Origin of the sequence: Mariniblastus fucicola (genome assembly GCF_008087665.1) — a bacterium.
Classification (GTDB): domain Bacteria; phylum Planctomycetota; class Planctomycetia; order Pirellulales; family Pirellulaceae; genus Mariniblastus; species Mariniblastus fucicola.
The window spans coordinates 683,435-704,425 of the sequence record NZ_CP042912.1 but is presented as its reverse complement, the minus strand read 5'-3'; the positions used below and the strand labels follow the sequence as shown (position 1 = coordinate 704,425).

Below are 20,991 nucleotides of genomic sequence, written 5' to 3'. Positions count from 1 at the left end.
GGGTTCTCAAAGCGGAACGAAGCGGAGGCAATAGTCCTGTTCATACTGTAACACCGCAACACCGCAGATTGAAGGCAGTACTCGCGTTTTACCGATGTGATTCGTGTCGACGGGGTCATCGCTGGCGACTAAAATCAGGAACTTGGAGTTCACGCTGGATCACCAGCACCGGCTTCTGCCAAAGCCACTTTCAAGCCACAATTTCAGGCGAGGAATCGCGTTGATCATACGCTGCTCCGGTTGCAAAACCACATTCACTTTCGATTCAGAACCTCCCAAGTTCTGCCAGGAATGCGGCTGCAGCCTCAAGGATGAACAAACGCATGCCGGCGAACTGGCCAACCCGACCGAGTTTTCTGACGTCACCATCGCACCGACGACTTCGGTCACCAAACCGGGCCGCGGGCTTCACGCTGGTGAACGGATCGAGAACTACGAACTGATTAGCATTCTCGGATCCGGCGGCATGGGAGTCGTCTGGAAAGCTGTTGATACGAACAATGGCCGCCAAGTGGCATTGAAGCGTCTTTCGAGCAACCATCTCTCGGATCAGGATTCAGTCACCCGGTTTAAGCGCGAAGCTCAACTCGCGTCGAGGATTTCACATCCACGAGTCACCTTCGTCTACAGCGCCGGACGACTCGATGACCAGCCCTTCATTGCCATGGAATTAATGCCTGGCGAAACCCTTGATGACCGCGTCAAACAGGACGGGCCGCTGCCTGTCGGAGAAGCCGTCGACAAAATTCTGGACGTGATCGATGGTCTGGACGCGGCTCACGGCATGGGGCTGATCCATCGTGATGTGAAGCCTTCGAACTGTTTCATCGATTCTGATGAGCGGGTCAAGATCGGCGATTTCGGGCTGTCCAAATCGGTGATTTCAACCGACGTCGAACTGACTCGAACCGGCACTTTTATGGGCACGCCGGCTTATGCGGCCCCCGAACAGATTCGGGGCGAGAAACTGGACAACCGAACGGACATCTACGCCGTAGGTGCAACGCTCTGTTGCTTGCTCACGGGCCGGCCACCATTTGTCGGCGACGCGATGACGGTGACCGCTCAAATCATTACGGATTCGCCAAAGATCGACAACGATTTGCCGCGCGAACTGATACGCATCCTCCAAAGCTGCCTGGAAAAGAACCGTTCGAAGCGGTATCAGTCGTTGCAGGAATTGAGAAACGCACTTTTGCCATTTGCCCAAAGCCAGGATTCGCTCGCCGCGATTGGTCGGCGCGTTTCGGCTTACATGATCGACATCGTATTGGTCGCGGTGGCAATCGGAGTTTGCCTGGGAGGATTCGGGGCTTACGCCGGTGTCATGTCCAAAGTGAAAGACATCCCGGTGGAGGACATGCTGGGGCCAATTTCCTGGATTGGGCCGATTTTTGGATTCATCGTTCCGTTGATGTATTTCTTTCTGCTGGAAGCGTTCACCGGAAAGACGATTGGCAAGCGATTGCTGGGGCTGAAGGTCATCGATCATGAAGGCGCGAAACCTTCGTGGAGCAGGGCGTTGCTCCGAGCATTTTTCATCCCCGGCGGCGCCGCTGTTCCGCTGGTGGTCGGCTTGATCCTGGTTGCGATTTGGCCAATGACAACTTCTCCTGTGGACACGACATTGCGCACCGCGGTCAACTCGCTGATCTCGGTGGTCCCATTGCTGATTATTCTCAGCCCTATCATTCGACGGACCGGAAACGAAGGCTGGCACGAGATCCTCAGCGGCACTCAAGTCATCACCGACGGACGCCCGGCGACGCGCCAGTTGTTGATTCCCGACCCCAAACCGAAGTGCGACGGCGAAACGTTTATGCTGGGTCCGTACAACGTCGGACAGATTTTGCATCGCACCGACGACACGACCGTGTACCTCGGAGTCGACACTCAATTAAATCGAAATGTGTGGGTCCACCTGTGCAACGATTCTGATTGTGCTCCGTCTGAACAGCGAATTTTGCTGTCTCGAACGACTCGCCAACGGTGGCTTGACGGTGGCGTTAACGATGAGGGCAAGCGATGGGATGCGTTTGAAGCCGTAGAAGGTTTGCCGCTGCAAACGGTGATTGCATCGCGATACGAGGCGGATTGGCCGGAGTACAAAAAGCTGATTCAGGACGTTTCGGATGAACTAAAGATCGCGATCAAGGACGGCACCATGCCAGAGACGCTTTCGCTACCTCAAGTCTGGCTGGATCGAAATGGCAATGCAAAAATCATTGACCGCAGCCTGGTCGACGTGGTGGACAACATCGCACCTGACGACAAGGATCCTCGTTTGAGTTCGATCGTTGACAGCTGGTCGGAACAGTCGTTGTCGGACGCACATCGCAGCCCCGAACAGTTTGCCAGCCGGTTGGTCAAAACTGTTGGCAAAGCCATTTCGAAAACGGAAAACTTGCCGCTCTCAGCACAGTCTTTTCTGGCGGAGCTTCGCAAGCAACCCGATTCAGCATCGACGCTCAACTGGACAACGGACAAACTCAGATCACTCAAAGGGAAACTCAATCGAATCGACTGGGAGACACGAGTCGGAGTTTTGGGGATCACGGTCGGGATTGAATACCTGCTTTATTCGACGATCAGCGCGTTCATGTATCTGCTGGCCTTTTTCGTAATCCCGGCCCCTCACGCATCGCGTTTCTTTATCGGCCTGTCGCTTAGCCTTATCGTGCCGGTCGTGCTGGGAGTCATTTTTCACGGCGGCCCGATTTTTCATCTGATGGGAATTTCGGTCACCAACCAAAAAGGCAAACAGGTCGGGTATTTGAAACTCGTTGTCCGCTCGTTTCTTTCGTGGCTGCCAGCTTTTGCGACAACAGGCGTGTGGATGATTATAGTCATCCTTGGCAATAGCCAATCCTCTGGCGTCGAACCAGAGGCCGGATCGGTCGCGGAGTACATCATGGAAAATCCCCTCACGGCGCTCTACGCGATGGGGTTGGGATTGCTATGCTTCCTGTCGATGGCTTGCGGTGTTTTGACTACGCTGATCAGCCCAAGACGCGGACTGCAGGACTATCTGATCGGCACGAGGCTGACGCCGAAGTAGCATGACAGCCTGTGTGCCAGTCAATCTTTTGATGGCGGAAAGCGACCGGGCAAAGTTATTTCGCAGGCGAGTACTTCGGGTTCAAGTCTGTGGGCACCGGAGCCCCTGCATCGTCTCGCCATTTTTCAAGTTCAGCATGCAGCCGATTGGCAATTTCTGGTCGGACGGAGGCAACGTTTTCGGTTTCGCCGATGTCCGACTCAAGATCGTACAACTCAAGCCTGCCGTCTTCGAAATACTCGTGCAACTTCCATTTGCCAGATCGAATTGCTGATCCGGGACGAGTTCGAAACCTCGAATCGTGAGTCTCGAATTCTCCGCTGGCTCGCGAAACGGATTGCAGATAAACAGGAAAATGCCAAAACAATGACCGCTCCTTCAAGCCGGCTTTGCTGTCCATCAAAACAGGCAGCAGGCTGACTCCATCGATTGTTTGCTTCGCGGGAATTTTCGCGCCAGAAATCTCCGCAAACGTTGGCATGAAGTCGACGTTGATCACCGGCTCATCGCACGTCGTTCCCGGTTTGATTCGGCCCGGCCAGCGAACGATCATCGGAACTCGAATGCCGCCTTCAAAATAGGATCCCTTGCCAGCCCGCAGCGGAGCCTGACGGCTGATGGCCCAGTGGCCTCCGTTATCCGAAGTGAAAATTACGATCGTTCGTTCGCTTAGCCCAAGCTTGTCAAGGCTTTCGAGCAATCGACCTACGTTCTCATCCATGCTCTCCACCATCGCGGCGTAAGAAGCATTGCTTTGTCCGGGCTGAGCTTCGATCGACTTCCAGCGTTTCTTCTTGTCCGCCCTTGGTTGTAGCGGAGTATGAACGGCATAAAACGGCAGATACAGAAAGAAAGGTTTGCTCTGGTTGTCGTTCACAAACTTTATCGCTTCGTCGGTCAGCCGATCGGTCAAGTACTCGCCCTTCGATTCCGATACGCAGTTCACATAACTGAACGGGCTGTGATATCCCCCCTGTTTTGCCCCCGGATGACCAATGTGTTCACCCGCCACATTCTGATCAAAGCCATTGAGCAACGGATCCTTGCCAATATGCCACTTGCCGATCGAAATCGTTTGATAACCAACCGAATTGAGCAGATCGGCAATCGTGAAGTGGTCTTCGGAGATCGACGTCTTGTTGCGAACAGGGATCAGCTTTCGAGCCTTTGCCGGACCACGATCAGAATTCTGCACAGTGAAAACTCCATGCCTTGGCCCGTATTGGCCTGTCATCATGCAGGCGCGGCTTGGCGCACAATTCGAAGCCGATGCATACGCATTAGTGAACCGCATTCCCTCACTGGCAAGTCGATCGACGTTCGGAGTCTGATAGTACTTGCTGCCCTGGCACTTCAAATCCATCCAGCCAAGATCGTCAGCGTTAATCAAAACGATGTTCGGATTGACGATCGTTTCCTGCGACCATGCGATCGAAACGTGGCGGTTCGAAAGTGCGATGGCGAACACAACCAGTCCAACGACCAGGCAAAACTGTCGCTGCCTGAACACGTTTCCCGAAAACATAAGAATTCCTGATTCTGTTGAAGCTGTTGATCGAGTCTGGCAGACCTGTGCCAGTTTAAGCATAATGGAATGCTAACAACAAATTGACAGCCCGAGGCTCTTATGTCGCGATTCAAAACTCTTCACGTGTGTTTGTTACTCAGCACCTTGCTGGTTTCCAGTTCGTTTGCCCAAGAAGCAGCCAAGCCTGTTTTCGTCGATGGCGAAGCCCAGGAAGTCGACGCTTTTAAAGGCAAAGCAAATCGTGTGTTGCATGATCTGTGGGTCGAAACCGAGTTCGATTCGGACGGAAACGGCACGATGGATCGCATGCATGTCGATGTCGCGCGGCCGATCCAAACCGACACCGAAGGCCTGAAAGTCCCGGTCATTTACAACACCAGCCCCTATTTTGCAGGGACGGCCGGCAACGCAAAAGGAACGTTTTGGGACCCGAAACACGAGATCGGTGAAACGCCTCCAGAGCACAAACACCCCGTCGATATCAAACACCAAAGCAGACGACCCGTCATCTCCAACCGGTTGACCAACTACTGGGTGTCCCGCGGTTTCGCTGTCGTCCACTCCTGTTCGCCGGGCACCGGACTTTCGCAGGGTTGCGTGACGATCGGTGGCGACAATGAGTGCTTGGCTCCCAAAGCCGTGATTGACTGGCTTAACGGACGTGCCAAAGGATTCACCGAACCGGTTGGTGGTGAAGAGGTTGTAGCAAGCTGGTGCACCGGAAAAGTCGGCATGACGGGAACCAGCTACAACGGAACCCTTCCAATCGCTGCGGCAACGACCGGAGTCGAAGGGCTTGAGTGCATCATTCCGGTAGCTCCGAACACTTCTTACTACCACTACTATCGCAGCAACGGACTGGTGCGACATCCTGGCGGTTACATGGGCGAGGACGTGGACGTGCTTTACGACTTCGTCAACAGCGGTCCTCCCGAAATGCGAGAACATTGTGATTGCGAGGTTCGTGACGAGGAGATCCTTGAGAATATTGATCGCGAATCAGGCGACTACAGCGATTGGTGGGCGGGCCGTGACTACGTGAACAAGCTTGGGAAAGTGAAAGCCGCGACGCTGATCGCTCACGGACTCAATGACTGGAACGTGATGCCGGCTCATTCGATCCGCGTTTACGAAGCACTCAAAAAGCAAGGCACGCCGGCTCAGATCTATCTGCATCAAGGTGGGCATGGTGGCACCCCGACGCGTTCAATGATGAATCGCTGGTTCAGTCGATATCTCTACGATATTGAAAACGGTGTCGAAGATGATCCACGTGCGTTTATCGTTCGCGAAGGCGCCGAACGTGAAGACCCAACGGCCTATCCGGACTACCCGAATCCGGACGCCAAAATGGTGACGCTCTACCCCAGCAAAGGCGGCTTGAAAGTCGGCGGCTTGAGTCAGACAAAAGCAGAAGGGCAGGGCAGCGAGACGCTGACGGACGACGTTTCGATCGGAGGCGACAAACTGGCTGCGAAAACGGAATCCGAAAATCGTCTGTTGTTTGCAACGGCTCCACTGAGCGAAGCGGTTCATATTTCCGGCACTTCGAAACTCAAAATTCGCCTCAGCTGTGACAAACCAGCCGCCAACCTTTCGGTCTGGATCGTGTCACTGCCATGGGACAAGAAAGCCGATTCGATCAACGCGAACTTGATTACACGTGGCTGGGCAGATCCTCAAAACCACAGTTCGCTCACCAAAGGCGAACCGCTGGAACCGGGAAAGTTTTACGATCTGGAATTTGACCTCCAACCGGACGACCAGATCATTCCAGCCGGTCAGCAAATTGGCTTGATGATATTCTCCAGCGATCGCGATTTCACTTTGTGGCCTGATCCGGGAACAAAGCTAACCGTTGATCTTGACGCCACCAGCTTGACGCTTCCCATCGTCGGCAACGCGGGACTTTAAATCGTCAACGTTACTTGAAGAAGTCGGCTGTTGGATTTTGATCTGCAGCACCGAAAGAAAATTGGCCGTCGGCAACGCTACCTGTTAGCGATTTGTCGGCGGCTATTTTATTTCCACTTCGTACCACAGCGTTTTGTGGTCAGCACCGATCTCAAACACAAACTGATCGCCCTCGACCGCCGTTTCGATCTGGCCAGTCCGCTGACCGGTTCCGTCGAGCGACCAGACGGACGGGATGCCCGCAAGTCCGCTTTTCGGCAACCGCACTTCGGCGTTCACGGGATTGATAAGCGTCGGGCCCGTTCCCCAGTTTTCACCAATCGAATTCCGCGACTCATTCCACTTCATACCCGTATTTTCGGCACTGCTTGACGCCAACAACAACATTGAATGGCTTTGGGAGATTGGCTGATCATCCTTTGACGTCAGCAGAATCGTTGCGTAGTTGTGACGGACATCGCCAACGTCGAAAGTCATGTCGCCAACCTGAAAACTCTGGTTCGCGATCAAGCCCCAGACTCCCTTCGACCGATCCGTGTTCAACTGCATGAAAGCCTGTTGCGGATCGGTCGCGTCCCACAGCAGTTTTTGGTCTGGTGTCTGAAAACGATTTTGTTCCGGTACGACAACGTCGTCCGGTTTCTTCGCATTGACATCGACTCCAATCTGAAACTCAAAAGCAGTCCTTCCGTCAACTCGATTGGCGTAGGTGCCTGACTTGCGTCGCTTGAGCGGATCCAGATCACCGCGCAAATAGATATCCCCGGCGGCAGCGATTACAGCCTGCTTCACCGGATGCCCGGCAAAGTCGAACCAGCCTTCGAAACGATCTGCGAAAAAGCGGTCTCCATTTTCGGTGTAGCTAAAGAACATGATTCCGTCCCAATCCTGAATTGCGCCAATCGTCGCCGCCATCATGATCGCTCCCGAACCGGTTACATTTGGCTCGCCCTGATTCCACTCGCTGAGCGTGAACGGCATGTCGTGGTAGCGCCATCCGCAACGCATCAGCAAAGAGTTCGCTGGCCAGTCGCTGCGCGTTGGCGCCGATTCGATGGCCTGCTGATCGACCGTCCAGCGAGACTGGCTCCATTCTGCATCGCCTGGAAACAATGGATGGTGCCAGTAGTTGTGAAAGTCGATGAAGTCACATGTTTCGGCCAGCACGCCGGGCGCGTGATAGTTCTCCTGCGATGCTGTGATGGGAACCTTTACGCCCAACTCGTCCGTAAGATAGTCCTTCAACTCGACGATCCAGGCACGCTCTGTGTCGACCATGAATTCTTGCAAATCCTCGTGCGAAGCCGATGGCCAACCCGTATCTGGAACTGCCACCGAATGGTCGTCAAACCTTTGACGATTGTCGAGTTCGATCATTTCGGCGCCCTCCTGCAACTGCACGCCCGCGAACTCAATCGGTGTCGCATCGAGTCCGAAGTTGAGCGCCAACGTGACCTCAGCGTGGATCGACTCGCGAGGCAAAATGGTCCGCTGAATCTTTTGCCAGTTTTCATTAATCTGAACCGTCTCAAACAATCCAAGATCTCGCCACTCGCCGCCCGCAGACGTCGCCAATTCAAGCTTCAGATCTCTCGGCTGATCTGCTCGCACCCACAGCTTCAAGGTGTAGGCCTGTTTTTCGGTAACGGAAAGATTGGTCTGCCGCAACTGCATGTGATGCGCCATATCTGAACGGCCAGACGGAACGAATCGCACCGACGGAATGTTGGCATCCGGACTTTCACCGCCGAACGTTTTTTTCACCGAAACGTTGGTCTCCGCGAGCGACCAGGGCCCCAAATCCTTCGCCCATGTATTGGACTCCGCCAAAACCGATCCCATGGGCTGCTGTCGGCTTTCCCAGGCCGCAAACATCGACGCTTCATCGTTGTACTTTTGCTTCAACCACGCGCTCCACTTCACCCGGAATGAATCCTGAAACCTCTTCGGCAACCGGCGTAACAACTCAACGCCTTTAACCGAAAAGTAATTCTCGTTAAGCATTTCGACCATCGCCAAACCGGGATCGTCCACCCGGCGGAGTTTTCGATAGGGATTTTCATGCGTCAACAAATCGCGACAGTACTTCTTCAACTCCTGTTGCACATCCGGGTCGTAGTACATCACCCACTTGTTCGATCCGGTCCACCAAAGACCACTTTCGTACTCCGGAAAACCTTCGCCTTTGGTGAGCGTTCGCGAAACATGCATATTCAAGTTCGCGTAGATACCATTTTTGTGCAGTTCGTTCAGGAAGAAATCCAGCCGATCAATCTGTTCCGGATCAAGCTCACGAGTCCCGTCGGCTTTGGTGCGCCAGATGCCTCCCGGCGCGTCCTGCATATCCATGTGATGAAAGCGAACGATGTTCAGCCCGAGCTTTCTAAAGTGGGCTGCAATCTTTGTGGCTTTCTCATGCGTAGGAAAGTTGGCGCTGAAGCACAGGTTCACTCCCCAGAACCTCTGACGTTTTCCGGCGAGAGAAAACTTTCCGTTCTTCACAGAAACGAATCCCTGCGCCCCCGCTTCCGGCCCAACCCGCGATGCAAAACTTGTGATTGTGTCGCTGGCGTCATCGCCGGGAATGTGAAAAGCAACCAAATCAGGCTGCGGTGCTGCGACAGCAACGTTTGCATACAGGCACACGGTAAGCAAAGTTCCGACAGCGAAGATCAGGACGACAGAATGAGTGCGCATGGTGGTGGCCACAGAACTAAACAGGAAGGCAAAATTACTCAGTTGAATAGCGGACGTTTCGAAGCTGAATTTGTTTTCCGTCAAACTCTCCTTTGCCTTTCAGGAAGAGCAAAGAAGTTACATTTTCGAAGTTTGCATCGGGGCTGGATTCGGTTAATTCGCTGAGCGGAATCGACCACGACTTCCACTCTTTCGTAAGCTGATATTTTTCGTTGGGGCCAAATGTGATCGCGTTGTCGGTTTGATTGCCAGCCGCATAGCGACCTGTTTGAAAACCACTCGCGAAAGTTGATTTCGTATCGCCTTTGATATCGAAATGCAGTTTCCCGTCACGAAAACGGCTCAGATTCTCTCCTTTGTTTTCAGATTGAATCTCAATCGCGCAACCCCACCATGCTCCGGTCCCGGTGCGAATGTGCATCTCGGAATCAACGGGCTCGACCTCGCAGGTCCCCTCCCAAACGTTCAGCTTTACCGGCTGGCTGGGGAGAGTCGAATCGGCAACGGTTTCGGGCGTCATCGACGAGTGAAGAACGATGTAGTTTTTCTCGCTGACAACATCTCCAATTCGACGATTCGAGTTTACGTTCGTCAAAACGGTCCCATCCCAGTTGCCGTCGGCAGGAACCGGAAGCAGGCTATCGAGAAGCTTGCTCTCGTCGCCGCCGAACGTTTGGGTGATTGGTTTTCCGCCACGCGTCAGCCCATCAAAGGCGCCGGATGCAACAAGATCCCACATCGCGTACTTGACTCGGCCATCGAGATCGATCATGCCAAAATGATTTTCAGACCCCTCAGCGTTGCCGAGGTCTTTCCATTTTTCATCGAAGGCTTCAAAGTAAAAACAGCTGATGCCGTTGTCGTTCGTCCAAGCCCGCATCTGGTCATAGAACCGTTTGGCTTTGTACTCGTCGGCCGCTTGCGAACCCTTGGCGCCATACAGTTCGCCACAAAGAGAAGCCCATCCTGTTTCGCCTATGTGCACCGGTTTGTCGACGCCCAAAGTTTTTATATACGCACTGACATTTTGGTACTGCGATTGGGCTCGCTGAATCGCCCGGTCGACAGCCGCGTCCGCTTTGGCTCTCGCAGAAAGGCCTGCTTCAGTTTCCGGCGAGATCCAAAAATCAGAATCGTAGTGCGTGTCATGAAAGGGATAGGTGTGCATTGAAACAAAGTCAACGGCTCGGATCAGCTTCTCCAAATCCGGCGTATGATAGTCGGCGGAATCTCCGCCCCACGCGGCGAAGTTGTCTGAACTGGTGATCCAAACACCGGGCGGAAGTTTGCCGTTCTGCTTTAACTGCTGCAGATGGTTAACCCATTTCAGAATCACCGCGGGCCTTACGAAATAGTTCGTTGCCCAGTGAACCATTGCTTCGTTGCCGACCGCGATCATCTTGACGGATCGTGGATAGCGATTGGCAAGTGCCACTGCGGCGTCGATCTCGGCCTGATTGTTCGTGACATCCCCGCGGTCATGATCAGCTTTCTCAGTCCACGCGTTCTGGCAATCGATCCACGCGCCCAGCATCACGTACACCTCAAAGTCCCGATCTTCTTTCTGCAGTTGATCGATCGCTTCGAGCAGATTCTCTGCCTGCTTGAACTGCTGGGTGTTGTAAGTCCGAACCAACTTCACACCCATCGCTGAAAGAATTCGCAAGTCCTCCTTGAGATCGTCGACCGAAGGAACGGTATCGCGAGTCGACCCTCGATAGCCACCGTAGGAAAACGCGAGGCAGTCCGGATTGCCCAAAATGTCGCTGGCGGTAACGTCGCCGAATGTGCTTTCGGCGGCGACAAGCGGGAGAAAAGCCGACAGAAGAATAGACAGGCAGGCGAAAATTCGATTCATTGCAGATCTTCAGGTGGGATCAGAGGGGGACCCCATTCTAACCGCTGGCTGACCTTGCAGGAAGAAACTTCAACCCTAATAGCTGATCAACAGGCAATAGAAAATAGGCAACCAGAATGGCGTTGAAGTGAAATCCGAAATCGATAAACGTCGTCAGGACTCCCAGATAAAATCCAAACAGTGCCAATCCGATTGCGTATCGGAACCATCGATTGAAGATGCACAGGATGCTCAAGCATTCAATGATCAACGCTCCGGTCTGCATCCACGCGGTGAGCCGTACGTCCCACCGCAGCAGCTTTCCGAAGGGAGACGAATCCCAGCCAAAAAGTTCTGTCCACAACTGCAGTGAAACGCCATCACCCCAGTCGAATCCGCTGGCACAGATCTTCGACAGTCCAGCCAGCGTGTGGAACCAGCCCAGGTAAAATATGCACAGCCAGAACACCCAACGAGGATACAGCTTCGTCTGCCAAAATTTGCCAGCCACCAATGCGCTGTGAATCTCTCGGTGGCGAAAATGAAACCACATTGCATGGATGATCAGAAGCCAATTGGTCACATTGAAAATATGGGCTCCATTGGTCAAGTTCTCCATTCGCAGTGCCCAAGACATGGTGAATGCAGCCACAGTCAGCCAACAGCTATAGGGAATGGAAATTCGCAGCGCCCACGCAATCGCACTTCCAAGCAACACGACACGGACTGCAAAGAACAGTTCAGGGCTGCGAACGACGGCATCGGGCAACCACGAAAAAATGGTTGCCGAAACTGCTCGCCGTGGCCCGACGGCAAATTCGATCGGAGAAAGAGCCACCACGACAGCGAACAGAAGCAACAGCCACGTCGCGATCTGGCCATACTTCGGCGTTGCTTCTTCCTGAAGCCAATCAACGAATCGCTGCACAGGTTTCACTCCGTCGGCTGCTGATTTGCAGTGGGCTCGATGATGGCTTCGCGAACCTTGGCTTCCGGGCAAGTTCCGTTGCAACCGACGACTGACTGGCAAACGCGAATCAGCCTGAATGACTTTCCGTCTTCGTCGGCGATCTTGCGAACATGAGCCACCACTTCATCAAGTTCAGGCACTTCTCCAAAACCGTGCAGTTGCGGCGCGGCCTCGATTCCCATCCCCAGCCCTGGCGGGTTTCCGTCGTAAACAAGATGCAGCCCGAATGCTTCAAGATCAAGCTCTTTTCCATCCTGATCAAATAGTTGATAGGTGCAGTATTGCTTTGGCTGATCGCAAAACATCGGCGAAATTGTGAACGGATACATCTCACCCACAACAACCGGCGCAAGCAAGTTGACCACGATGAAGGCACCTACCGCAACCAGCTCGGTTCGGCGTTTTCTTGACAAATGTTGTTTTGATTCAGTCACGTTCACTCCGCATAGTGGTCTCGTGAAAAATGGTACTCGAAATCGATTTCAAACCAATTGGAGAAAGAGAGTTAACGAAACCGAAATGCCGTATTCGAATCCCCTCACTGACGGACCAATCCAGGCTTTGAGCTTCGCTGTGATTTGGCTCGGGAATCCAAAAGTTTAACAAGTCAAACGCAATCTGTGGACTCGTGCGGGAATCCGGCGTATCGGATTTTGTTGAACCAGAACATCACAGGAAGTGGAACGCTGCCCCGATGTGCGAGCAGTTGTCAGCTCTTGGGCGATGTCGCATTCAATCCTCAATTTGATACGGAGCAGCCAACATGAGTAGCGACAACTTTAGACGTTTTTCAATTCGAGTGCGGAGAATGCCGCTTCGCAAAACGGCCTGGGCCATAGCTGGCATTTTGACGCTTGCTTCATTGACGCCCGGACCGATTCTGGCTCAAAACCAGAAAGGCCCATTTACTGAAAACCAAAAGACGGGATACCTCGGCCAAACCAGTCGTTCTGCGATGGCCCGCAACGTCCTGAATCGTCTGAAGAACAGGAGCAGAGCACGAGGCGTCGAAGGTCAAGCTGATCGCGTGTTGTTGTGGCACGAAATCCTTTTGGATTCAATTGCGATCGACCACACTCCCGACCCCGACACCGGAGAAGTCGACTTTGTGAACGGTGGCCCAACGCGAACCAGCCGTGCGTTGGCGATGACTCAGATCACGGTTTTCGACGCGGCCAACGCTTTCAGGAATGCCTACAACGCCTACAACGAAATCGAGGAGGCCCCGCAAAATGCGTCGCTCGACGCGGCCATTGCGTACGCTTCGTTTACGATCCAGCTAAATCTTTTCCCGGACCAGGCTGATCGATTGCAAATGTTGCTCGAATCAGACCTGGAACAAATCGATGCCACTGAGGAAAGTATCGCAGCCGGACAAATCGTCGGCGAATCAGCTGCCAACGCGATGTGGATTTCCCGCATCGACGACAACTCGGATGACGCCGAGCCTGACTGGGGCGAAGGTGGACGAGTTGCCGACGGCGTCACAACCGCCAATGGCAACCTGGTCAATGGAGGAACATCGGAAACGTACGAATGGGAACCGGATCCACTGACTCCCTCCACCAGCGGCGATTTCAATTTGGCGCTTGGTGCGTACTGGGGAGCCGTCACTCCGTTTTCACTTGCCAGCGGTGACCAATATCGGCTTCCGCCGCCGCCCGAACCCGGTTCGCGTGAATACCTGAGCGGCTACTACCTTGTCAAGATACTCGGGGCATCGCCCGACACCAGCGGAAGTATGTCGAACCTGTACACAAGATTCATCGGCAACTACTGGGGCTACGACGCCACACCGTTACTGGGAACGCCGCCGAGGCTGTACAACCAGATCGCAGCGCAAGTCGCTGTCGACGAAGGTATCGACGATCCAGTTGCCATGGCACGCTACCTGGCAATGATCAACACGGGTCTGGCCGATTCAGGAATCGCGGCGTGGGACAGCAAGTTCTACTACAACTACTGGCGGCCAGTTACTGGCACAAGAAAATCGGACGATGTTCTCATGACGATCAGCGACCCGACCTGGAAGCCCGTTGGTATCAGTGTCATCAACACGGAGCTTGCGATCACGCCGACTCCGCCGTTTCCAGCCTATCCGTCCGGACACGCGACGTTCGGTTCGTCGACATTTGAGATCATGCGTCAGTTTTTCGGCAACCGAACACGATTCACGTTCATCTCGGACGAATACAATGGCGAAGGTGTTGACCCGTTGGGCGTTCCGCGTCCGCTGGTGCCCATTCGATTCCAGTCACTCGATGAAGCCCAGTGGTCAAACGGTATTAGCCGAATCTTCAACGGCGTGCACTGGCAGTGGGACAATCTCGGGGGCCAGGAACTGGGAGAGAACATCGGTCGCCATATCGTCTTTGAAGAGCAGGCGTTTCAGCCAGTCCGTCGCGGAAACAGAGACGAAAAGGGAAGGAGGTAGGTCATGTTGAAGCATCAGAACCATTCGAATCCTCCAAAGTTTATCAAGCCAATGTTGCTCAAACCAATCGTGTCAGGCCTGCTCTTCGCTTTCCTCACCGGATCGATCGGTTGCCATCAAAGCGAATCTGGAATTGACCCTCAGCCCGTTTCCAAATCTGACGAGGTACACTCCGGAACGGACACATCGAGCCCAGCAGTTTTGTCTCAAGACAAATCGAAGGACGCGGTGCCCGAGTTTGAGTTTCAGGAACTAGAGCAACTGTCTTCGCCATTTTCAAAGAAAACGGTACTGGCGCTGAACGAGATTGTCGCCCGTTCACTGGCGACGATCGAAGCGTTCGACGACCAAAGACGGAAGGCTGACGACCATTCGGAACGATTGAAAATCTACGAGCGGCTTTCGATACAGGCCCACCAAGCCCGTTCCGACATGAGCGCCGCTGGCAAGCGACTTCGTGACAGCGGAGAAGCCTACAACGAAGCCATTTTTAATGCCATGGTCCGTTTTGTTGACGATGTTGACGAAGAGATTCGGGCTGAAATTGACAGCTCTTTGGCTGAACCTCGCGACACCAAAGGGTAGCCAGACCAGAGAATGTCCGCGTGGCATCGATGCTGGAACCGTTTCAGCATCGACGCATACACCCATCGTCGATAGCGACGCCTCAGCTTTCAGTGTAGCCCTTGCCGGTCTTGTCCTTGATCATCTTCTCAAAGGCTTCTTTCGCCTTGTCCTCACTGGCAAAAGATTTCGTTTTGGTTTGGCCTTTGCTGCCAATGCGGCCCCAAGTCGTCACTACCGATTCTCCGGTCAGTTCGATTTCCCAGAACTTGTTTGACTTGCCTTCCGCGAATTCAAAATGGCGTTTGGATTTGGCGACCTTGCCTTTCCGCGGACTGGATTTGCCTTTGCCCCCGGCTTTGGATTTCTTCTTCAAAGCGGGTCCTTCCGCATCGAAGTCAGCCCTCAAGTTCATTGGCGCTCCGAGTTGATCAAGAATTGTTGGATCCATGATCTCTTCGTCTTTGGCGAGCAGCAACACTTTGGAAACGATCTCCGCCGTCTTGGGATCGTTGTCCGCGAACGGCAGGAACAGGCGGCCTCGATGCTGAGCATGTACCGGCAGAATCGCCAGAGCACCTCCGGGCAATCGATGCACATTGCCGCTGCCCAGATGCAGCGAGTACTCGCCGTAGTGACCTTTGATAATCACATGCGAAGGTTTGAATTTCACATTTTTCAATGAGAGCAACTGACAGGTTTCCCGGATCAGCGTCGATCGCATTTCAACAGTGGACTCACTGGCTTCCGGATCGACTTCGCCGCGATGGGCGACGCTGACAACCAGATCCACGTCACGCATGACTTCGCTGAACACGTTTCCTGGCACGTCGCTCAGCTTCAGCATTTTGTAGGTGTCGCGGTCCTGAAACTGGACCGTCTCCATGGTCAGGCCTTCGATTTCCGCAGCGGTTCCAAAGCTGTACTGAAACGAGACGCTGGCAATGATCGAACAGTCGTGAAAGATTTTGAAAACTTCGTCCTGAGTATTCCAACCTCGCGAACCCCACAACGCCATTGCCTGTTTGGGACCAATTTGCTGACCGGAGAATCGGCTGGAGATCGTTTTTGTTTTCTCTTTGTTCGTTGGAACGTATAGCTCGCGAAAGACCTGCTTGAACGGCTGAACCCGTTCGGACTGAAAGCACTCGCGCTGCCATTTATCCCAACTCCCAAGCGCCAACAGGTCAGCCGGATGGGCGATTTTGAGTTGTTCTTTCTTCTTGATCGGTTCGAGTTTTCCGCGGTGGTCGCGGAGGACTTTGCCGCCTTTGTCCGGGTAGCCCGCGATTCCGTCGCCGATCAGCACAATCCGTTTGAGGTTGGGAGCAAGTATCGCATGCTTCATCAGCTTGACCAGTTCAGCCGCCTCGATGCTGTCGCCGCGACACATGGCGGCTTCGAGCGACTGTTTGATGCGGCTGGATTTCTTTCTCAGATCTTTGGCGCGATCGACAAGATCAGAGATCGCAGCGTGGCTCTTCCTAACCTTTGCCGGCACAGACTTAAGCGATTTCTCGCCGCGGCGAATCAGAATCTCAGGCTTGGCATCTTCATCCAACTGCAGAGTGACCGTGACGCCGTCCTTCGTGACCGAAACAGGCCCCTTGGCGAGGTCACGAGTCGACTCGGCTTCCAACGCCCATTCAAGCCGCAGTGGATCGGGATAGCCAGCCGTCCGAGCCAGGTTACTCATGCCGATTTCAAGCGCACGAAAGGCTTCCGGTTTGGTCAATGAAGAAAGCTTGCGTGCGTACTTTTGGTAAGCCAACAGGACTTCGTAGCGTTCGACGACGTCCTTGTTTCGTTTCGCGCCTTTGGCCAGCGGCAGCAGTCCGATCAGTCGAACGTTTTCTTTCAGGTTGCGTTTTTGAATCCCGTCAACGAGTTTCTGTCGCGGCGTATTCCCCAGCAACGCGTCTGCAAGAAACTGGGCTTTCTTGGCCTGAGCACTGTTGGCCGCCAGCTTCGCGCACTTGGCCATTTCGGTCCAGCGTTCTTCGCCGAGCATTTTGAACGTGCGGTGAAACCATTCGACGTCGACTGCGCCTTCTTCGCGTTCGGCCGGTGACAGTGGCGTACGCTCCACGATCAGACGCTGCCACGGTGAGAGTTTTTCGGGCCGTTGGTAAATGCCGCTGTCATCGTCGTCATCATCCACGCTCTCGTTGTCGACGTCGTCATCCTCGATTCCTTCGGCAGACGCCGCTGCGAGGGTGGCGTCGTTTCGCCAGGTGCTCATGTGGGCGAGGAACCAGTAGAGACCTTCGCTGAAACCTTTCCACTTGAGATACTCGCCAACAAATTTGCTCCACTGCGGCGCGAGAAATGCGAGTTGCAACATTAGGTCTTCTGAGAAGAAGCCTTCCTTGATCGCTGCTTTGGCATGTTTGGCGAAATCTTTGGCCGTCTCGCCCGGAGCAGGGTAGGTAGATTTAATCAACTTGGTGAGCGTAGCGGGTCGCGAATCCTCCGTGCGGGCGCTCCAACTGTGAATCACTTTATAGTCGCCGTTGAGAGCTTCCTGAATTCGAAACAGCGTTTCAATCCCGTAGAAACTCTTGACCGCGAGAGCTGCCTCGGTGGCGGCGGTAGCTTTCTCCCCACGACTCAGCTCGACCTCCAACAGTCGCGACCTGACTTCGTCGACCAGTTCAGCAAGCCCCTTCGTTTCTTCGAGAATCTGTCGCGTTGGCTTCTTGGGTGCATGCTCGGTCAGCGTCGACAACTGCGAAAACCCACCGTACTCTTCGCGATTTGGACCGATGAGAACATCAACCATGTCGTCCCGGGAAGCAAACTTTTTCCGCCAGGCGAAAGCCAGATCGTCGAGGTCGACTCTGTTTCGTGGTGCCTCAGGAACGGGCTCGTCCCAAAATCGATCCAGCTCGAACATGCGACGCCGCTGCGCAACGGAAAGCTTGATTCGCGTCGTCGAAACAAAGGAATCAAACGCGTTGGGCCACACGGACATAACGTCCTCGCACCGCCAATCCATGGACCTCAATTCCCATCGCGATTTTTCAGACCGACTGGCCTGGACCAATTTCCCGGACATTGCCGCAGTGGCGTGAGCACCAGTGTTCTCCTTGCAGTCCATCAAATATTCGAGACAGCCCTTGGGAATTCGGCTGTAGAACAGCCAATTCAAAATCCGGGTCACAACGCTTAAATATCTGAGCTTGGGTCGCTGGTACTCGCCCAGCACTGCTTGCGCGACTTTTTTCTGATCCGGCTTCTTGGCAAAACGAGTGATTGCACCATAGTCCCACGATTCCATAAATGAACCTGCGGTCATTGCCCGAAGCAACTCCAATCCGTCCTTGTCTTGCAGCTTTGCAGATCGATTGTCGCGCCAATCCACCCACGTTTCCCAGAGAGGAAAATCTGCGATCTGCTTTGCCAGCGGTTTTGCCGGATTGATGTGAGGCAGGCCATAATCGAGCTCGCCCAGCAGACCTTCGTCCCAGCCTCGCCAGGTTTTGTAGCGCACTGATTCATGACGATTTTCATGAACCAGCTCGTCCAGTGATTTCAGGCAGGCAATCGCAGCCTTGGAAATCAGTACCACCTTTTTCTTTTTGGGCGGAACCACTTTGCTTCTTCCATCCTGATCTAACAGCCCAAGCCCGTTTTCGAGCGTCCAAACCGGACGATCCGAGTTCGCAATTTCGCCCAGCTGAATCTCTTCCTCTTTGGAGACTTTCTTGCGGCCGGCTCGATACTCATTCGCCGCTTCAACACAAGCGGTACGTGATCGGTCTGCTTCGGCCATCTGCCGTAGAATTTCCAAACCGGCGAGCCGCTTCTTCACGTCGCCTCCCAGCAATCGGTCCGCGCTCCCCAGAACTTTGGCGTCTGGTTGCTTCAGCAATAGCTCAACAACTTTCGAGCGCAGGTCCATCGCGGTGCGGCTCAGGTATCCCTCAAAAATATGATACTCGTCATCAGTCAGCTTTTTGCCTTTGATCGCATCGAAGGCGGCGCCACGGACGTCAGCCGATGGGTTTCCCGTCAGTTCCAGCAACGATGAACGAGTGAGTTTGTCCCATTTCTTTTGGGCAGACAACAAGCTGATCACTCGGGCTTTTTCCCAGCTGCCCAGGCCCTTCAAGTAAGGCAACATTCTCGTTGGTGGACGACTACCGAGCGTGGACAACAGACTGCCGGACAACTGCGATCGCTTGACCTTGCGTTCGGTCCACGGCCAGACGATAGCCTCAAGTTTCTTCGATTTCTCAGGGAGACGTTGATACAGCGATTCAATTCGTTCAAAAACATCCTTGCTCGAGACATCACCGTGATCTGCGAGTGGAATTCGTTCGAGCACATCATTTTCTGCCTCCAACCCCTGTAATCCGCTTGCTGCCAGTACGGCAACCTGAAGATTTTCATCACTGATGGCAACAGACTTCGTTCGTCTGGCTTCGTCGAATCCTAACTGATGCAGAATCCAAACCGCGACATAGCGGACTTCGTCGCTTTCGTGCTTCAGAAGTTTCCTGGCCTGCTTCATGGCCGAAATCGCATCGCTCGTGGCCAGGACCCACAATGCGCGGTAAACGGTCTCGGCGTCGTCGTCGGCAAGTGCTTTTTTATGCTGAGCCGCTGACTGCTTCATTGCCAAAACTGCTTCGACGTTCTCGACGAGCGTTTTTGTGCTCGACGAGTCCCAGAGCAACCGCAGCCAGACATCGACCGCGCGGGCAACGCTGCTGAATCGAATCAGGTTTTCATCAACGATCAATTTCAACATTCGCTCAAACGCGTCCGGGTGAGCCAGATCAATGGACTCGATGATCGACTGACGGAGCCCTTCCTGACGCTGTGCTGCCAGGAGCGTTTTCTCCACAAGCCCCCAACCTTTGGGGCGATTCGCGCCGAGCAGTGACGCGATAACAAAGTCGGCCATGACACCAACGGGATGATCGCGAGTCACTGTCGCATGCAAAATGTCAAAGACTTCGTCGCCAACTTTTCCGCCGGCGTCCATCGCAGCAATCAGAATCGGCGAGACGTCCCCGGACTGGTAGTCAAACGCATGGGCGGCCCACGCTGCCATCCAAGCTGGCGTCAACACTTCCAATTGAAACGGCCCAGTCAGGCTGAGGATTCTCTGCAGCCAGTTCAATCGCGACTTGAGCGTTACCTCAGGATTCCGGTGCGCCCGAAACGCGGTCTGGCTATAGCCTATGGAGTACGGAGATTTTTTGAGTTGTTGCCAAGCTAACTCAACCCACGGAGCCAGTTGCTTGCCGAGCAAGCCAAAGATCTTTTTGCGATCAGCCCCGGATATCGAATCGATTTTTGGTTCCCATTTGGCAAACCACTCCTCCCGGTCTTCGCGTTTTTTCGCCGACTCATTGTGGTACCACGAATAGCCACGGTTCTGCTTTTCCGACTCGTCAAACCCGAACGCCGCGAGGGCAATCGGTCGCAACTTTGCGGGAAGCTTTTTGACTCCCGCGAGAAAACGTTTCTCATCGCGAAGTTCGTTCGAGCCGGTGTGCCAACTCTGGACCTGTTGCTGCAAATCGACCAGTTTTCCCACCGCAAGCTCCTGTGCTTCACGCTCCTGACAGCATCGTCAGCCGAACGAACGTCAATCGGCTATCCTTCGTCACGAACACTGCCTCGTCCAAGTCTTTATACCGTTTCTCATCGACGATGACCAAGTAAATTCCGTCCTCGAAGGCAACCCAGGCAGCACTCACGGCCGCATCTTCGTCGACGTCCCGGATTTCCACTTCGCTGGCACCCATTTCGACTTTGCCTTTTTTGACCGAGTCATCAATTTCTCGCGCGGTTAGCGCGCGGACAAACTGCCGATCCGATTGGCGTTTGAGAAATGCCCGCACTTCGAGCCGGACAACCTGCTCGATCAAATCGCGCAGCGTTCGACCGGAATCACCATCGTCATACCAGTCAGGCGGGAGAGGCACTGAGAAATCAGCAAAGAGCGGCTTTTTCGACCCCAGAGATTTCGCAC

At 54.0% G+C, this 20,991-nt stretch carries 11 protein-coding genes; 4 read left to right on the top strand and 7 right to left on the bottom strand.

All coding sequences use genetic code 11. The annotated features are described in order from the left end of the window. The first annotated feature begins 220 nt into the window (after window positions 1-220). Window positions 221-3,058: a protein kinase domain-containing protein gene (locus MFFC18_RS02560; RefSeq protein WP_148618599.1), complete on the top strand. Its 2,838-nt coding sequence runs from the start codon at window positions 221-223 to the stop codon at window positions 3,056-3,058. A 55-nt stretch (window positions 3,059-3,113) separates the two neighbouring features. On the opposite strand, the gene MFFC18_RS02555 is transcribed toward MFFC18_RS02560, so the two are convergent. Beyond that, complete coding sequence (locus MFFC18_RS02555; protein WP_084417168.1) at window positions 3,114-4,583, bottom strand: sulfatase; 1,470 nt, start codon at window positions 4,581-4,583, stop codon at window positions 3,114-3,116. Between the two features lie 102 nt (window positions 4,584-4,685). On the opposite strand from MFFC18_RS02555, the gene MFFC18_RS02550 reads away from it, so the two are divergent. Further along, complete coding sequence (locus MFFC18_RS02550; RefSeq protein WP_075084711.1) at window positions 4,686-6,500, top strand: Xaa-Pro dipeptidyl-peptidase; 1,815 nt, start codon at window positions 4,686-4,688, stop codon at window positions 6,498-6,500. Between the two features lie 102 nt (window positions 6,501-6,602). Here the strand turns inward: MFFC18_RS02550 and MFFC18_RS02545 are convergent, their stop codons facing one another. From MFFC18_RS02545 to MFFC18_RS02530, 4 genes are read right to left on the bottom strand one after another with little or no spacing between them, the layout of a single operon-like run. Further along, window positions 6,603-9,197, bottom strand: coding sequence for a glycoside hydrolase family 5 protein (locus tag MFFC18_RS02545; RefSeq protein ID WP_075084712.1), 2,595 nt, complete (start codon window positions 9,195-9,197; stop codon window positions 6,603-6,605). Between the two features lie 34 nt (window positions 9,198-9,231). Continuing rightward, window positions 9,232-11,055, bottom strand: coding sequence for a glycosyl hydrolase family 17 protein (locus MFFC18_RS02540; RefSeq protein ID WP_075084713.1), 1,824 nt, complete (start codon window positions 11,053-11,055; stop codon window positions 9,232-9,234). A gap of 37 nt (window positions 11,056-11,092) precedes the next feature. Next, entirely contained in the window at window positions 11,093-11,971 is an 879-nt protein-coding gene (locus tag MFFC18_RS02535) for a hypothetical protein (protein ID WP_075084714.1), read from the bottom strand. Then, complete coding sequence (locus tag MFFC18_RS02530) at window positions 11,968-12,438, bottom strand: hypothetical protein (RefSeq protein ID WP_148618598.1); 471 nt, start codon at window positions 12,436-12,438, stop codon at window positions 11,968-11,970. Before MFFC18_RS02530 ends, MFFC18_RS02535 begins: the two co-directional genes overlap by 4 nt. Before the next feature lie 329 nt (window positions 12,439-12,767). Here MFFC18_RS02530 and MFFC18_RS02525 point away from each other — a divergent pair, with 329 nt between their 5' ends. Both MFFC18_RS02525 and MFFC18_RS02520 read left to right on the top strand, forming a co-directional pair. Then, entirely contained in the window at window positions 12,768-14,438 is a 1,671-nt protein-coding gene (locus tag MFFC18_RS02525) for a vanadium-dependent haloperoxidase (protein ID WP_084417143.1), read from the top strand. 3 nt (window positions 14,439-14,441) lie between these two features. Then, window positions 14,442-15,023 carry a hypothetical protein gene (locus MFFC18_RS02520; RefSeq protein ID WP_148618597.1) on the top strand — a complete coding sequence of 194 codons (582 nt, stop codon included), beginning with the start codon at window positions 14,442-14,444 and terminating at the stop codon, window positions 15,021-15,023. An 82-nt stretch (window positions 15,024-15,105) separates the two neighbouring features. On the opposite strand, the gene MFFC18_RS02515 is transcribed toward MFFC18_RS02520, so the two are convergent. Further along, window positions 15,106-20,553: a DUF5724 domain-containing protein gene (locus MFFC18_RS02515; protein ID WP_075084718.1), complete on the bottom strand. Its 5,448-nt coding sequence runs from the start codon at window positions 20,551-20,553 to the stop codon at window positions 15,106-15,108. A 16-nt stretch (window positions 20,554-20,569) separates the two neighbouring features. Beyond that, window positions 20,570-20,944 carry a hypothetical protein gene (locus tag MFFC18_RS02510; RefSeq protein ID WP_148618596.1) on the bottom strand — a complete coding sequence of 125 codons (375 nt, stop codon included), beginning with the start codon at window positions 20,942-20,944 and terminating at the stop codon, window positions 20,570-20,572. Window positions 20,945-20,991: the final 47 nt, after the last annotated feature.

What these genes read in the sequence shown, in the direction of transcription:
- MFFC18_RS02555 (WP_084417168.1), bottom strand. Translation starts at nt 4,583, where the DNA reads ATGTTTTCGGGAAACGTGTTCAGGCAGCGACAGTTTTGCCTGGTCGTT.
- MFFC18_RS02550 (WP_075084711.1), top strand. Translation starts at nt 4,686, where the DNA reads ATGTCGCGATTCAAAACTCTTCACGTGTGTTTGTTACTCAGCACCTTG.
- MFFC18_RS02545 (WP_075084712.1), bottom strand. Translation starts at nt 9,197, where the DNA reads ATGCGCACTCATTCTGTCGTCCTGATCTTCGCTGTCGGAACTTTGCTT.
- MFFC18_RS02540 (WP_075084713.1), bottom strand. Translation starts at nt 11,055, where the DNA reads ATGAATCGAATTTTCGCCTGCCTGTCTATTCTTCTGTCGGCTTTTCTC.
- MFFC18_RS02525 (WP_084417143.1), top strand. Translation starts at nt 12,768, where the DNA reads ATGAGTAGCGACAACTTTAGACGTTTTTCAATTCGAGTGCGGAGAATG.
- MFFC18_RS02520 (WP_148618597.1), top strand. Translation starts at nt 14,442, where the DNA reads ATGTTGAAGCATCAGAACCATTCGAATCCTCCAAAGTTTATCAAGCCA.